The organism is Qipengyuania soli (genome assembly GCF_015529805.1).
GTDB lineage: Bacteria > Pseudomonadota > Alphaproteobacteria > Sphingomonadales > Sphingomonadaceae > Qipengyuania > Qipengyuania soli.
In genome coordinates this window covers 406,647-420,312 of the sequence record NZ_CP064654.1, presented here as the reverse complement: position 1 = coordinate 420,312, position 13,666 = coordinate 406,647, and the positions used below count along the sequence as shown (strand labels likewise).

15 protein-coding genes are annotated in these 13,666 nt (G+C 63.5%); 10 read left to right on the top strand and 5 right to left on the bottom strand.

Annotated elements, in window-relative coordinates:
- Window positions 1-25 precede the first annotated feature (25 nt).
- Entirely contained in the window at window positions 26-637 is a 612-nt protein-coding gene (locus IRL76_RS02025; protein WP_200982696.1) for a DnaJ domain-containing protein, read from the top strand.
- Here the strand turns inward: IRL76_RS02025 and map are convergent.
- On the bottom strand, window positions 631-1,458 hold the full coding sequence (map, locus tag IRL76_RS02020) for a type I methionyl aminopeptidase (RefSeq protein WP_200982694.1): 828 nt from the start codon (window positions 1,456-1,458) through the stop codon (window positions 631-633). The two genes, IRL76_RS02025 and map, sit on opposite strands and share 7 nt — an antisense overlap.
- A 40-nt stretch (window positions 1,459-1,498) precedes the next feature.
- Window positions 1,499-2,311 (bottom strand): DUF3298 and DUF4163 domain-containing protein, encoded by an 813-nt coding sequence (locus IRL76_RS02015; RefSeq protein ID WP_200982692.1) that lies wholly within the window; start codon window positions 2,309-2,311, stop codon window positions 1,499-1,501.
- A 45-nt stretch (window positions 2,312-2,356) separates the two neighbouring features.
- On the opposite strand from IRL76_RS02015, the gene IRL76_RS02010 reads away from it, so the two are divergent.
- Window positions 2,357-3,739 (top strand): leucyl aminopeptidase family protein, encoded by a 1,383-nt coding sequence (locus IRL76_RS02010; protein WP_200982690.1) that lies wholly within the window; start codon window positions 2,357-2,359, stop codon window positions 3,737-3,739.
- On the opposite strand, the gene IRL76_RS02005 is transcribed toward IRL76_RS02010, so the two are convergent.
- Both IRL76_RS02005 and IRL76_RS02000 read right to left on the bottom strand, forming a co-directional pair.
- Entirely contained in the window at window positions 3,736-4,086 is a 351-nt protein-coding gene (locus IRL76_RS02005) for a diacylglycerol kinase (protein WP_200982688.1), read from the bottom strand. The genes IRL76_RS02010 and IRL76_RS02005 overlap by 4 nt on opposite strands.
- Entirely contained in the window at window positions 4,083-5,048 is a 966-nt protein-coding gene (locus IRL76_RS02000) for a fatty acid desaturase (protein ID WP_200982687.1), read from the bottom strand. Before IRL76_RS02000 ends, IRL76_RS02005 begins: the two co-directional genes overlap by 4 nt.
- 190 nt (window positions 5,049-5,238) lie before the next feature.
- Here IRL76_RS02000 and IRL76_RS01995 point away from each other — a divergent pair, with 190 nt between their 5' ends.
- The 5 genes from IRL76_RS01995 to IRL76_RS01975 all read left to right on the top strand — a co-directional run bounded on the left by IRL76_RS01995 (window position 5,239) and on the right by IRL76_RS01975 (window position 9,924).
- Window positions 5,239-5,592: a hypothetical protein gene (locus IRL76_RS01995; protein ID WP_200982685.1), complete on the top strand. Its 354-nt coding sequence runs from the start codon at window positions 5,239-5,241 to the stop codon at window positions 5,590-5,592.
- Complete coding sequence (argC, locus tag IRL76_RS01990) at window positions 5,582-6,511, top strand: N-acetyl-gamma-glutamyl-phosphate reductase (protein WP_200982683.1); 930 nt, start codon at window positions 5,582-5,584, stop codon at window positions 6,509-6,511. The genes IRL76_RS01995 and argC overlap by 11 nt, the downstream gene beginning before the upstream one ends.
- A gap of 223 nt (window positions 6,512-6,734) precedes the next feature.
- Window positions 6,735-7,073 carry a P-II family nitrogen regulator gene (locus IRL76_RS01985; protein WP_200982681.1) on the top strand — a complete coding sequence of 113 codons (339 nt, stop codon included), beginning with the start codon at window positions 6,735-6,737 and terminating at the stop codon, window positions 7,071-7,073.
- A gap of 54 nt (window positions 7,074-7,127) precedes the next feature.
- Window positions 7,128-8,537 carry a type I glutamate--ammonia ligase gene (glnA, locus tag IRL76_RS01980; protein ID WP_200982679.1) on the top strand — a complete coding sequence of 470 codons (1,410 nt, stop codon included), beginning with the start codon at window positions 7,128-7,130 and terminating at the stop codon, window positions 8,535-8,537.
- A 148-nt stretch (window positions 8,538-8,685) separates the two neighbouring features.
- Window positions 8,686-9,924 (top strand): aminotransferase class V-fold PLP-dependent enzyme, encoded by a 1,239-nt coding sequence (locus tag IRL76_RS01975; RefSeq protein WP_200982677.1) that lies wholly within the window; start codon window positions 8,686-8,688, stop codon window positions 9,922-9,924.
- Window positions 9,925-9,951: 27 nt separating this feature from the next.
- On the opposite strand, the gene IRL76_RS01970 is transcribed toward IRL76_RS01975, so the two are convergent.
- Complete coding sequence (locus IRL76_RS01970; protein ID WP_200982675.1) at window positions 9,952-11,172, bottom strand: hypothetical protein; 1,221 nt, start codon at window positions 11,170-11,172, stop codon at window positions 9,952-9,954.
- 197 nt (window positions 11,173-11,369) lie between these two features.
- Here IRL76_RS01970 and IRL76_RS01965 point away from each other — a divergent pair, with 197 nt between their 5' ends.
- The 3 genes from IRL76_RS01965 to IRL76_RS01955 all read left to right on the top strand — a co-directional run bounded on the left by IRL76_RS01965 (window position 11,370) and on the right by IRL76_RS01955 (window position 13,662).
- On the top strand, window positions 11,370-11,969 hold the full coding sequence (locus IRL76_RS01965; protein WP_200982673.1) for a lysozyme: 600 nt from the start codon (window positions 11,370-11,372) through the stop codon (window positions 11,967-11,969).
- An 86-nt stretch (window positions 11,970-12,055) separates the two neighbouring features.
- Complete coding sequence (locus tag IRL76_RS01960; RefSeq protein ID WP_200982671.1) at window positions 12,056-13,078, top strand: hypothetical protein; 1,023 nt, start codon at window positions 12,056-12,058, stop codon at window positions 13,076-13,078.
- Between the two features lie 14 nt (window positions 13,079-13,092).
- Window positions 13,093-13,662: a fasciclin domain-containing protein gene (locus tag IRL76_RS01955; protein WP_200982669.1), complete on the top strand. Its 570-nt coding sequence runs from the start codon at window positions 13,093-13,095 to the stop codon at window positions 13,660-13,662.
- Window positions 13,663-13,666: the final 4 nt, after the last annotated feature.

Genomic DNA, 13,666 nt, shown 5'->3' with positions numbered 1-13,666 from the left:
CAGCCGGTCACACGGCGAGGCCTTGATGAACGACGAAAGTCACAGCTTTACCGATTTCTATGCGCTGCTGCAGGTGTCGCCGACCTGCGATGCGAAGATGCTCGAAAAGGCCTATCGCTACTTCGCGCAGATGTATCACCCGGACCACACGCAGACTGCGGACGTGGACAAGTTCCAGGAGATCATCGAGGCCTATCGCGTACTACGCGATCCGGACTCCCGCGCCGAATACGACCGCGAATACCGCACACACCACAAGGATGCGGTGTTCGAGGAGGTCGAGGAAGGCGACCTGCGCATCGACGAGCGGACGGCCTCCGAAGACGCTTCCGCGCACGAGAAGATCCTGCAGTTCCTCTACAAGCGGCGGCGCGAGAAGCCGCGCGATCCGGGCGTGATCGGCTTCTATATCCAGGAGCTGATCGACTGTTCGGACGACACGTTCGACTTCCACGCCTGGTATCTGAAGTCGAAGGGCCTCATCCGCGCAACCGAGCACGGGACTTTCGAAATTACCATCGAAGGCGTGGACCACGTCATCGCCATGAGCCGCGAGGCGGAGCGCGGTCGCTTCATCAGCGACCAGTCGTGGGACGACCGGACGATGACGCCCGGGGAACCCGCACCCGATCAGTAAGGCGGCTGGTGCAGCCCCTTGGGGCTCTCGGTGAAGATCTCGACGCCGTTCTCGGTAATGCCGATCGAGTGCTCGAACTGGGCGGAAAGCGACTTGTCGCGCGTCACCGCGGTCCAGCCGTCGCCGAGGATCTTGGCATGCGGACGACCGAGATTGATCATCGGCTCGATGGTGAAGAACATGCCGGGCTTCAATTCCGGACCCGTTCCCGCGCGGGCGGCATGGATGACTTCGGGGGCATCGTGGAACAGGCGACCGAGGCCGTGGCCGCAGAACTCCTGCACCACGCCATAGCGATGCTGGCGGGCATGCGCTTCGATCACGGCGCCAATGTCGCCCAGCCGCGCACCCGGCTTCGATGCCGCTTCGATACCGAGCATGAGGCATTCGTAGGTCACGTCGACCAGCTTGCGCGCCTTGAGCGATACATCGCCGACGAAATACATCCGGCTGGTATCGCCGTGCCAGCCGTCGAGCAGCGGGGTCACGTCGATATTGACGATGTCGCCGTCCTTCAGAGCCTTGTCCGAGGGGATGCCGTGACAGATCACATGGTTGATCGAGGTGCAGCAGCTGTGCGCATAGCCGCGATAGCCCATCGTCGCCGGGACCGCGCCCGCATCGAGCGTCATCGTCCGCACCAGATCGTCGATCTGGCCGGTGGTCACCCCCGGCTGCACGAAAGTGGTCAGCTCGTCGAGGATTTCGGCGGCAAGGCGGCCGGCCTTGCGCATCCCGTCGAAGCCTTCCGGCCCGTGGAGCTTGATGGTGCCGTCGCGGTAGACGGCCGTTTCGTTGTCGATCACCTGGTATTCGGTCATGCGCGCCACATAGCGATTGCAGCGTCGAATTGCGAGGCCGTCAGCGCTTGATGCTGAAACCGCTCGCATATTCGGGCTTCACCGCATCCAGAACCGCGGCGGTCACCGGGAAATCGAGCTCGAAATCGCCTTCCGCATAGGGACCGGCGACATAGGGTCCGAAGTAGATCGTCAGCCGGTCGAGCGTCTTGCCGGTCGAGGAGCCCACCAGCACCGTCGCCTCGTCGAGACCCGGGCAATTGTCGAACGAGTCACCGCTGTTCGGGTCGACCTTGATGCCCCTGCGCTTCTCGCGCTCCTTGTTGAGCTTGGCGCAAAGCTCCGCCCCGAGAGCGGTTTCGAGCCTGATTGGTGACTGGAACAGGACCTTGGCATCCATCCCGTCGTCCGCCTTCTTGTCCCACACGAGCGATTCCACGCCGTACATCCCGTGCGCGCCGCCCGAGTAGGTGGCGAGATGGCCTGAAAGCGACAGGAAGCGCGGCGTGTCGGTGACGACTTTCCATTCCAGCGATGCACTGTGCTGGCGCGGGGTCCAGTCCTGTCCTTCGGCACCCTTCCAGTCCTCTGCCGCTTCCTTGGCCAGTTCTCCCTGCATGTGATCGGCGTCCTCCTGGAGAAATGCGGCCAGCTTGTCGTGTCGCCCGGCTTCTTCAGGCCAGGCGTAGGCGAACTGATACTGCTCCGTTTCCTTGGAGATGGCATTCGCACCGCCAGCGGCGGCCTTCGCCTGGGCTGTCTCCGGAGTCGATACGGCCTCCTTCTTGACCCCTGCGTCTTCGGCAAACTCGGTAGCATCGCTGCAGGCGGCACTCGACAGAGCCAGCGAAATCAGGAACAGGGACGCTCGCATGCCGGTTTCCTCCATGGAAATCGTTGAAAGAGGGACTTCGCCGATATGGCCGACAAGACGCCGCTAATCCAGCCCGACAAGGGCCAGGAAGCGACAGCCATCCACCTCGTTAATCGCGACGGCTTTGCCGATTGGGTCAAGAAACTATCGGCGGGCCAGCGCGCGGCCCTGGCGGCGCAAAAGTTCGATGGCGGTGGCTACCAGGTCGGCATCGTGCCCGATGGCGACGGGTTCTTTGCCGTGGGCGGCGTGGCGAACCCGGAGAGCCTGTCAAGCTGGTGCCTCGCCAAGCTGGCCGAAGTCCTGCCGGAGGGAACCTACCGCCGCGTCGATGGCGAACCCGGTCCGGCCCTCCACGGCTGGCAGACGGCTCAATACGTTTTCGACCGCTACAAGAAGCCCGAGCGTCCGGTCGGACCGCGCGTCCTCCTGACCAAGGAGGCTGGCAGGATCGATGCCGCGATTGCCGAGGCAAAGGCCGTCAGCCTTGTCCGCGACCTCGTCAATACGCCGGCCGAGGATATGGGGCCCGAGGCGCTCGAGGCGCAGTGCGAGAAGCTCGCCAAGGCGCATTCGGCCAAGCTCAGCGTGACGAAGGGCGATGCGCTCGAACGCGAATACCCCATGGTCCACGCAGTCGGGCGTGCCGCGGCCCGCACCCATGCACCGCGGATCATGCACCTGACCTGGGGCAAGGAGGTCGATCCGGTTCTGGCCATCGTCGGCAAGGGCGTCGCATTCGATTCCGGCGGTCTCGACATCAAGCCTGCGAGCGGCATGCTGCTGATGAAAAAGGACATGGGTGGAGCTGCCCACGCCATCGCGCTAGCAGGCCTCGTCATGGGGGCAAAGCTGAAGGTTCGCTTGCACCTGCTCGTCCCGGCGGTCGAGAATGCGATCAGTGGCAATGCCTTCCGCCCTGGCGACGTGCTCAAGACGCGCAAGGGACTGACTGTCGAAATCGGCAATACCGATGCCGAAGGTCGCCTGATCCTCGGCGACGCGCTGCAACGTGCGAGCGAGGAGAAGCCCGAACTGATCATCGACTTCGCCACACTGACCGGCGCGGCGCGCGTGGCACTTGGTCCCGATTATCCGGCGCTGATGACGCGGCGCGACGAAACTGCCGAGGAACTCATCGCGGCGGGCAAGGCGAGCGACGACCAGCCGTGGCGCCTGCCCCTGCCCGAAGCCTATCGGGAATGGCTGTCCTCCGACATCGCCGACCTCAACAATTCGCACACCAACGGCTTTGCCGGGGCAAGCGTGGCGGGCCTGTTCCTCGACAAGTTCGTCGGCGAAGGCATCGACTGGGCGCACTTCGACACCTTTGCGTGGCGTCCGGTAGCCAAGCCCGGCAGGCCCAAGGGCGGCGATGCCTATGGCCTGCGCGCCGCATGGCACATGCTGCAAACGCGCTACGGCTAGAGGCGTTCGGAAAACATCGCCAAGGCCAACAGGCCGGTGGTCACATTGACAACGAAAGCCGCGCCCGAGGCTAGGTCCTTGACTGCGCCAATATCGGGGTGACGATCCGGATGCAGCCGATCGCACAGGCGTTCGACCGCGGCATTCATGAGTTCGAACCCCCAACCGACAGCCACCGCCAGAAGCATTACGGCCCACCACGATCGTCCTACTTCAAGCGCCGCCATCGCGCCGAACAACGAAAGTGAGAGGACGACATGACTGCGCAGGCTTCGTTCCTGCATCAGCGCGATCTGGAGGCCCGCAAGGCTGTAGCCTGCACGCCTTAGGATGCCCGCGTTCTTCATGCGATCTTCTCCCGCTGACGAACCACACGGCTCTCAAGGGTAATCTCCGGGTCGAAAAGAAAACGCACGAGAAGCCCGGACCAGGAACGGTGAGAATGCAGCCCGGCGTAGAGCTCGGGCGCCATGGCGGCCACCTGCGGCAGGCGATTCCATGGGACCCCTATCAAATCGTGGTGCTCGACGTGAAAACCAGCATTGAAGACGAACATGTTGGTCGGGCCGTAGTAGGAATAGGTCTCCTGCCCGTCAGCGAAAGTGAAGTGCTCCTGTATCGTGCGCGCTCCAAGTGGATGGAGTCCAAGCGAGAAACAATTGGCTAGCAAGAGGTATGCAATCGCTCCTCCACCGAGAACCGACGCGACCGCAGCTATGAAAACTGCCTGTAGAATGCAGTTCGCCACGAAGTCCCGGTCGAAAAGGCTGACACCCTTCATCCGCATCGGCCTTACCGCCTGCAGCACTGGACCTAGCGCAAGCCAGAAGGCCTTCGCGACGGGATTGCTACCGACCAACCGACACTCCCACCTGCTGGCAACATCGGCATCTCTTGCCGGATCTCCCTGATGGCGGTGGTGCAGCCGGTGGTACTTTCGAAATGGTGCAGCGACCGGCAGCACCAACGGAGTCGCCGCTGCCAGACCCAGCATCCGGTTGTGCAATCTCCGCCTGAACACGAGGTCGTGAGTGCATTCGTGGAGCAAGGCCCACAGGGCCAGGGCAACGAAGGCACCGAGGAAATAGGCCAGCGGAAGTATGACCCACCACGGCATCGTCGCAGCCGTCGCCGCCAAGCCCATCTGTATCGTCCAGGTCAGCGCAATCCACGCCGCAGTACCTGGATTTCGCCCGATGAGGGTGCGTATTTGGGGGTGACGGGCAAGAATCGCCTTTCCGCGGTCCATGTGCGGATTCGGTGAAATCCCTCCTCCACGATCAACGTCCGTTGCTTCTCTGGTCAGCATGACATGGCTCCCTGTTGAGGGAGAAACACCTGCCGCAGTGCCCGTCTCGCGCGCAGATGCATCGTGCCGCACATCGCAATGCACCCTGATGCATACGTCCTCAGTCGGGACTAACCTTCGGCGCCGTCTTGCGGGAATGCGCCCGTGGGGTTAAGCGCCCGCAACCGCAATTTCAGGGCATCCACAAAGAGTGAGCGAACAGGCCAGCTACCAACTTCCCGAAGGGATCGTCGGACTGAAGGGTCCGGTCGAAAAGCCTGCACCGGGAACGCTGCCGCTTCGCGGGGACCTGGCGCACATTGCGCTCGCCGGGCGCTACCTCGCCGCGCACTACGTGATCCCGCACCTCCGCAAGGTTGCCGCTGGCGGCGCGGTTCTCAAGCTCGCCATGCGCGATGACGCGGGCGACGGGGCATCACTTTCGGGCGGAACGGCGGTCGAACTGCTCGACGTCGCAGGCGACTGGGCCTGGATCGCGTGCGGCCCCGAGGGCCCCAGCGGCTATGTGCACCTCGGTGCACTCGAAGCCGACAGTGACGAATAAGGTCTTCATCGACGGCGCGGCGGGCACGACCGGGCTGGAAATCGCGGAACGGCTCGCGGGCCGCAGCGAGTTCAGCCTCATCACGCTCGACGATGCGCAGAGGAAGGATACCGCCGCCCGGCGCGAGGCGCTGAACGAAGCGGATGTCGCCATTCTCTGCCTGCCCGATGAAGCTGCGATCGAGGCGGTCGCTCTTATCGACCCGGTATCCGGCACCCGCGTGATCGATGCTTCGAGCGCGCACCGCACGACCGAGGGCTGGTGCTATGGCTTCCCCGAGCTGGTCGGCAGCGAGCGGGTAGCAACGGCGCGCCGGGTGAGCAATCCCGGATGTTACCCAACCGGCTTCCTCGCCCTTGTCGCACCGCTGGTGCGCGCAGGCCTGCTGCCTGCCGACTGGCCCTACACCGTCAATGCGGTCAGTGGATATTCGGGCGGCGGCAAGGCGCTGATCGAGCGGTTCGAGGCACCTGGCGCCCCCGCATTCCGCGCCTATGGCTACGACCTCAAGCACAAGCACCTGCCCGAGATGAAGGCCCATGCGGGCCTCGAACATCCGGTCATTTTCGCGCCATCGGTCGTTCCCGCCTACCGCGGCATGATCGTCGAGGTTCCGCTCCACCTGGACGCCATGGCGAATGACCCGCAGGCAGATGCCTTGCGGGATGCCCTTGGCGAATTCTACGCCGGTTCCGCGGTCGTCACGGTCCACGACAAGCAACCCGTCGGCGAATTGCTGCTGGGTCCCGACGATACGCCTTTCGACGGCCTCGAACTTTTTGTGTTCAGCAATGACGGTGGCTGGAACGCACGCCTCGTCGCCCGCCTCGACAACCTCGGGAAGGGTGCGAGCGGGGCCGCGGTGCAGAACCTCAACCTGCTTTGCGGCCTGCCCGAAACTGCGGGCCTGCGGCTCTAGCCTGCCCAAAAATTAGGCACGGCGCGACCAGTCGCTAGGCACCGGTCTGGCATCTCGATCGGGCTGTTGCGCAAGAGCAGCCGGATTCGGCCAAAAAATTGCGCAACACCCCTTCCGAAGGCCCCGATTCTTCGTCTACGGCCCGACGCGACGCTTGGCACGATTCTTGGATTGAATCGCGCGAGGATCGAAATCGCAGCAGCATCCCGAGGACGGAAACCAAGTGAAAAAGATCGAAGCGATCATCAAGCCGTTCAAGCTCGACGAGGTGAAGGAAGCCCTTCACGAAATCGGCGTGTCCGGCATCACCGTGACCGAGGCCAAGGGCTTCGGGCGCCAGAAGGGTCACACCGAGCTCTATCGCGGCGCCGAATACGTCGTCGATTTCCTGCCCAAGGTGAAGCTCGAGGTGGTCGTTGCAGATGACATCGCCGAACGCACCGTGGAGGCCATCGCCGCCGCCGCCCAGACGGGCCGGATCGGTGACGGCAAGATCTTCATCTCGAATATCGAAGGCGCGCTGCGCATCCGAACCGGCGAACGCGACAACGACGCCATCTGATCAATTCCGGGCGCAGAGCCCCAAACCCAACGAGTTCAAACGGAGGCAATACCAATGTCCAGTGCAAAGAAGGTCCTGAAGCAGATCGCCGACGACGGCGTCGAATGGGTCGACCTGCGTTTCACCGACCCCAAGGGCAAGTGGCAGCACCTGACCATGGTCGCCAAGACGCTCGACGAAGACCAGCTCGAAGACGGCCTGATGTTCGACGGTTCGTCGATCGCCGGCTGGAAGGTCATCAATGAATCCGACATGATCCTGAAGCCCGACCTCGAACACGTCTACATGGACCCGTTCAGCGCCGAGCCGATGATGATCCTGTTCTGCGACATCGTCGAACCCTCGACCGGTGAATGGTATTCGCGCGACCCGCGTACCACCGCCAAGCGCGCCGAGGCATTCCTCAAGTCGACCGGTATCGGCGACACCGTCTACGTCGGCCCCGAAGCCGAGTTCTTCATGTTCGACGATGTCCGCTTCGAAGACGGCTATGCCGGCTCGGGCTACGCCATCGACGACATCGAACTGCCGACCAACACCGGAAAGGAATACGAGAGCGGCAACATGGCGCACCGTCCGCGCGCCAAGGGCGGCTACTTCCCCGTCGCCCCGGTCGACAGCGCCGTCGATATCCGTGGCGAGATGGTTTCGACCATGATCGAAATGGGCCTGCCCTGCGACAAGCATCACCACGAAGTCGCAGCGGCACAACACGAGCTTGGCCTGACCTTCGGCACGCTCGTCACGACCGCTGACCGTATGCAGATTTACAAGTACGTCGTGCACCAGGTCGCCCACGCCTATGGCAAGACCGCGACTTTCATGCCCAAGCCGATCAAGGACGATAACGGGTCGGGCATGCACACCCATATTTCCATCTGGGATGGCGGCAAGCCGACCTTCGCGGGCAACCAGTATGGCGGCCTTTCGGAAACCTGCCTCTATTTCATCGGTGGCGTCATCAAGCACGCCAAAGCGCTGAACGCCTTCACCAACCCGACCACCAACAGCTACAAGCGCCTGGTGCCGGGCTTCGAGGCTCCCGTGCTGCTTGCCTATTCGGCACGCAACCGTTCGGCTTCCTGCCGCATCCCCTATGGTTCCGGCGACAAGGCCAAGCGCGTGGAATTCCGCTTCCCCGACGCGATGGCCAACCCCTACCTCGCCTATGCAGCACTGCTGATGGCAGGTCTCGACGGGATCCAGAACAAGATCCACCCGGGCGAAGCCATGGACAAGAACCTCTACGATCTGCCGCCGGCCGAACTCGCCGACGTGCCGACCGTGTGCGGCAGCCTGCGCGAAGCCCTGGAAAGCCTCGAAGCCGACCACGAGTTCCTGCTCAAGGGCGACGTCTTCACCAAGGACCAGATCGACGCCTATGCCGAGCTGAAGTGGGAAGAAGTCATGCGCGTCGAAACTACGCCGTGCCCGGCCGAATTCGACATGTACTATTCCGCTTAACCTTTTGGCGGCATAGCCCCGCAATCACCGAGGAGGGCGTCCGGGAAACCGGGCGCCCTTTTCGTTTGCGGCGGTGTCGAACAAGTGATGCGCTATCGACACGGCAAGCCCCTCTGATAGGCTCGCGACACAACTTCGAGGGGCTGTCATGGAATTCGACCGCAGGACCTTGTTCGGGGCAGCCGCCCTCCCGCTGCTGCCCGCGACGCTGGGCAAGGCTTCGCTCTCCGGGAACTGGGACGAGATCGCCGGCCAGTACGATGTCACGCGCGAAATCATCCAGCTCGAGCATGGCAATTGGGGCATGATGGCCCGCCCGGTACAGCAGGCCTACCTCGCCAATGTCGAACGGGTGAACCGGGATACGAGCTATTACGCCCGCCGGACCATGAACGACGATCTGCAGGAAGTGACGGAGAAGGTAGCGGATTTCTTCGGCGTGGCCTTCGAGGAAATCACCCTCACCCGCAATGCGACCGAGGCGCTGAAGGCCCTGATCCTTCAGTACAATCGCCTGAAGCCTGGCGATGCCGTGCTCTATTCCGACCTCGACTACGACAGTGCGCAGGCGTGCATGGACTCCCTAGGGGAACGCCGGGGCGTGCGCGTCGCGAAGATCGCCCTGCCCGAACCTGCCACGCACGACAATCTGGTCGCAGCCTATGCGGAGGCCTTTGCCGCCAATCCCGATGTCCGGATGGCGCTCCTGACGCATGTAAGCCACCGCACCGGGCTTGTCCTGCCCGTTGCGGAGATCGCGGAACTTGCGCGCGCACGGGGGATCGACTGCATTGTCGACGCAGCGCACAGCGTCGGACAGCTCGATTTCGCCCTGCCCGATCTCAAGGTCGATTTCATCGCCATGAACCTCCACAAGTGGATCGGCGCGCCGCTTGGCGTGGGAGCGCTCTACATCCGCAAGGAGAGGATTGCGGCAATCGATCCGGATCCGGCAGAGCCGCCGGACAGCACCGGAATCTATTCGCGCGCCCATACCGGTACGCCGGACTATGCTGCTCAGCTGACCGTCCCGACCGCGCTTGCCTTCCAGTCGGCGATCGGATCGACCCGGCGTGAAGGCAGGCTCAAGTCACTGCGCGACCGCTGGGTGACGCCTTTGCACGAACTCCCGCAGGTCCAGATACTGACGCCCGACGATCCGCGCTGCTATGGCGCGATCACCTCGTTCCGGTTGCGTGGGCAGGTCACGCGCGAACAGAACTTGGCGCTGGCTGCGAAGCTGCTCGAACGCCACCGCATCTTCACCGTCCACCGCACGGGCCTTGCCTCGGGCGCATGTATCCGCGTGACTCCGGCGCTGGCGACGCGGGAGCGCGAGGTCGACAGGCTGGCCGAGGCCATTCGCGAGATTGCTTCGACGACCTAGCTCAACGCCTCTACGGGCGCGCCCGGTTCATTCGCACAGACCGGCAGCTCTCATCGCAATCCCCTTCAGCCCTTTGCACTTGGGCTTGGAGGCGGGCTTGGGAGCCGCTTCGGAGGCTTCGGAATCGCTCATCTGACCCATGTCGGGCATTTCCATGCCGAGAACGGACATGTTGGTCGAACGATACCGGACCCGCGCGATCCAGTCGGGTTTCCAGCCAGCCGCAGCCTTCGGCGGCCTGGGCGGAAAAGAGAAATTGCGTTCAGGCCCGAAGGCCGAGAGGTTGGCCATCATCATCTCGCCGCCCGCCTTCTGCACTTCGGCCGGAACCGTGCAACTGGTCTGCGACGGCGCCATGACGGTCTTCGCGGCGACCAGCTTGGCGGCTGCCGCAGGCGAGAGCCAGTCCCACATCGGGCCGCCGAAGGCACGGTTTGGGCTCGAGGTCCACCACACCATCTCCGACGCCTCGCGACCCGGCCCCTCCTTTGCTGACATCACCCAGGCATAGTATCCGGTCGCGCCGCCCACCCCCTGCCAGCGCATGTCCCATGCGCCGCTTGGCATCTGGCTGCTCTTAACCTCGACCGGGGCCATGAAGTCCTGGTCGAGGGAGAAGGAGATTTCGGGCGCATAGGTGCTTGCGATCCGATGCGCCCCGATCAGCGAGGACTTCGGCGGGACGGCCTTCGTCTCGAGGCCATTGGGCCATTCGCCGTAGGTGCGGCTGTTGGAGGGCATGATCCGCCACTCTTCGGGAATGTTGACCGCAGCGGCATAGAGGTCGGGCGGAACCTGGCCCTTGGCCAGTTTTGAGAAATCGATGACTACCGGCTGGCCCGGCGGGGCATGTTCGCCGCACCCCCAGAACAGCAAGAGCTTTCCCTTCGGCGTCGCGGTCCCCGCTGGCCCGATCTCCCCCTTGCCCGGAGTATAGGTCAGCGGCACGGACGCCCCGAGACCGGCGCCGCTGGGCATGAAGTGGTCGGCCTTGGCAGTGCCCGTCGGAGCCTGCCCAGAGCCGAGCTTGAGGTGCAGTTCATGCGCCGCGCCGCCGCCCTTGCCCTGCATCATCGCCATGGCGGCCGCCATCCCACCGCCACCGCCCATTGCTGCCATGCCGGACATGGTCCCGGCGTCCATCGTGTAGCGGGCGGGCGAGGCGGCGGACTGGGTCATCGCCGGGATCGCCCATCCGGTCGTCAGCGCGGCGAGCGCAACGCCCGCGACAAAAACGGATCGCTTCATGCATCATCCTCCCAAGAATGCAGACGGCGACCCGGTCGTCCGGACTCGTTATCATTTGGCTGGCATCAATACGCCCGTACCCATTGCCCGGATAGGACAAATGCGCTCACTGCACCGAAGAGTAGTTCATCGACTTTCCTACACCGGGCGATGCCGCCTAATCGCCCTGCCTCCAGCAATTCCAGAGAGGCATTATCATGGATCGCAAGCCGCTATTTGACCTCGTCCGCCGCCTGCTCGGGCGCGGATTTCGCCGTTCCGAGATCGAGGCCCTCGATCGCGCCCTGGACGGGATGGAAGACTTGCCTCAGGACCGTGTTCCATGTGTTCCAGATCGTGGGATCGGGATTGCGGGGCTCCAACTCATCAAGCGCTATGAAGGCTGTGCGCGATTGCGGCGGGACGGACTTGTCGAAGCCTACCCGGATCCCGGCACGGGCGGGGCGCCGTGGACCATAGGCTGGGGCGCGACCGGACCCGATATCGACCACGACACGGTCTGGACCCGCGAGCAATGCGACGACCGGCTCGCGAAGGACATTGCGCGACATGCCAGGGACGTGGCCCGCGCAATCGGCGATGCCCCCACCTCACAAGCGCAGTTCGATGCCCTCGTCAGCTTCCACTACAATACTGGCGCCATCGCCCGGGCGACCCTGACCAAGCTCCATCGGGCCGGGGATTTCGCAGCTGCCGCGAACGAGTTTGGCCGCTGGAACATGGCCGGTGGGCGGGTCCTCAAGGGGCTGGTCCGCCGTCGTCGCGACGAGGCAACGCTTTACCGCTCTGGTAGCTGAACCTCCGATAAACGGCGGAAATAAGGGCTTTTGCGCAGGAACCAAGACCGTGGCGCCCCCGTTGAGCCGGCAAAAGGAGACTTATCATGCGTTACATTCTGGCAGGCGTGGCGGCAGCCGCGCTGGCAGCTGGTGGCGCCTATGCCGAGCCCGGCAAGGGTAACGGAAACGGCAAGGGCAAGCCTGAAGCTGCGACAATGAAGCAGGACCGTGGCGGCGGAAAGGACCGTGGGCCGCAGGCTGTCGAACATCGTTCCGAAAACCGCGGCAATGACCGCAGCCAAGTCAAGGCGGTCGAGCGTCGTGTGGAAAATCGCGGCAAATCCGTCGAACGTCGCGTTGACCGCGCAGTCGAGAACCGTATCGAGCGGCGCGACGAACGCGCCTTCGTCAACCGTGGCCGCGATGACGACCGCGATAACCGCGACCGTGGCTACGACGAACGCCGCGATGGAGACCGTCGCTTCGTCGATCGTGTCGATTACCGTCGCGACCGCGAACTCCTGCTGCGCGACGGGTCGCGTGGCCTGATCAACGGGTGCCCCCCGGGCCTTGCCAAGAAGCACAACGGCTGCCTGCCTCCGGGCCAGGCCAAGGACCGATACGAGCGCAGCCTGTTCGGCTATTCCTATCGTCCCAGCCTGTTCGGCCTGAGCAATTACGGCGACGGTCGTTATTACTACAATGACGGCTATCTGCTGCGCCTGGGCAATGGCGGTGGCATCAGCGGCTACATCCCGCTGCTCGGCGGCGCTCTGGCGATCGGCAACCCGTGGCCAACCTCGTACAACTACTATCCGGTGCCCGACTATTACGTCGACTATTACGATCTCGGCGGAAGCGGTCGCTACCGCTATGCCGATAACGTGATCTACCGGGTCGATCCGGAAGACGCCGCAATCATGTCGGTTGCGGCTCTCCTGACCGGCGACGACATTCGCGTCGGCCAGCCGATGCCGATGGGCTACGACGTCTACAACGTCCCCTACGCCTATCGCGATCGCTACTACGACACGCCCGATGCCTATTACCGTTATTCGGATGGGTACGTGTACCGCGTCGACCCCGAAACGCAGCTTGTCGCCGCTGTAATCGACCTGCTGGTTTGAGGGAGTACAAGACCATGAAAATGATCAAGAACGGTATCGCCGCCATTGCTCTCGCTTCGCTTCCGCTTCTCGGAGCCTGCTCGGAGGCGAAAGACGACGCAACGGCGACCGCCTCGACCAAGGACGACGGCACGTTGACGCTTGCTGCTGCCATCACTGGCGAAGAGGGCATGTCCAAGCTTCGCGACGCCCTGACCAAGAGCGAGCTTTCGGGCCTGCTGGAAGGCCCGGGCAGCTACACCGTCCTCGCCCCGACCGACACCGCCTTTGATGCGCTCGGCGAAGATGGAGAAGCTTTGTTCGCGGATGACCAGAAGCCCATGCTGATCGCGTTGCTGCGCGATCACATGGTACCCGGGCATCTTACGCCCGAAGCCATCGACAAGGCGATCGTCGACAAGGGCGGCCCTGTCACGATGACGACCCTGGGCGAAGGTCAGGTGACCTTTGCCAAGGAAGGTGACGCAATCACCGTGTCGATGCCAGGCGGAGCCAAGGCCAAGTTCGCCGGCACTGCGGTTGCTGCCAATAACGGCGTCATCATCCCGCTCGACGCTGTTCTTCTTCCGAAAAAAGAAGGCTGACCCG

Coding starts and splice junctions, on each gene's coding strand:
- IRL76_RS02025 (WP_200982696.1), top strand. CDS start 26: ATGAACGACGAAAGTCACAGCTTTACCGATTTCTATGCGCTGCTGCAG.
- map (WP_200982694.1), bottom strand. CDS start 1,458: ATGACCGAATACCAGGTGATCGACAACGAAACGGCCGTCTACCGCGAC.
- IRL76_RS02015 (WP_200982692.1), bottom strand. CDS start 2,311: ATGCGAGCGTCCCTGTTCCTGATTTCGCTGGCTCTGTCGAGTGCCGCC.
- IRL76_RS02010 (WP_200982690.1), top strand. CDS start 2,357: ATGGCCGACAAGACGCCGCTAATCCAGCCCGACAAGGGCCAGGAAGCG.
- IRL76_RS02005 (WP_200982688.1), bottom strand. CDS start 4,086: ATGAAGAACGCGGGCATCCTAAGGCGTGCAGGCTACAGCCTTGCGGGC.
- IRL76_RS02000 (WP_200982687.1), bottom strand. CDS start 5,048: ATGCTGACCAGAGAAGCAACGGACGTTGATCGTGGAGGAGGGATTTCA.
- glnA (WP_200982679.1), top strand. CDS start 7,128: ATGTCCAGTGCAAAGAAGGTCCTGAAGCAGATCGCCGACGACGGCGTC.
- IRL76_RS01975 (WP_200982677.1), top strand. CDS start 8,686: ATGGAATTCGACCGCAGGACCTTGTTCGGGGCAGCCGCCCTCCCGCTG.
- IRL76_RS01970 (WP_200982675.1), bottom strand. CDS start 11,172: ATGAAGCGATCCGTTTTTGTCGCGGGCGTTGCGCTCGCCGCGCTGACG.
- IRL76_RS01965 (WP_200982673.1), top strand. CDS start 11,370: ATGGATCGCAAGCCGCTATTTGACCTCGTCCGCCGCCTGCTCGGGCGC.
- IRL76_RS01960 (WP_200982671.1), top strand. CDS start 12,056: ATGCGTTACATTCTGGCAGGCGTGGCGGCAGCCGCGCTGGCAGCTGGT.
- IRL76_RS01955 (WP_200982669.1), top strand. CDS start 13,093: ATGAAAATGATCAAGAACGGTATCGCCGCCATTGCTCTCGCTTCGCTT.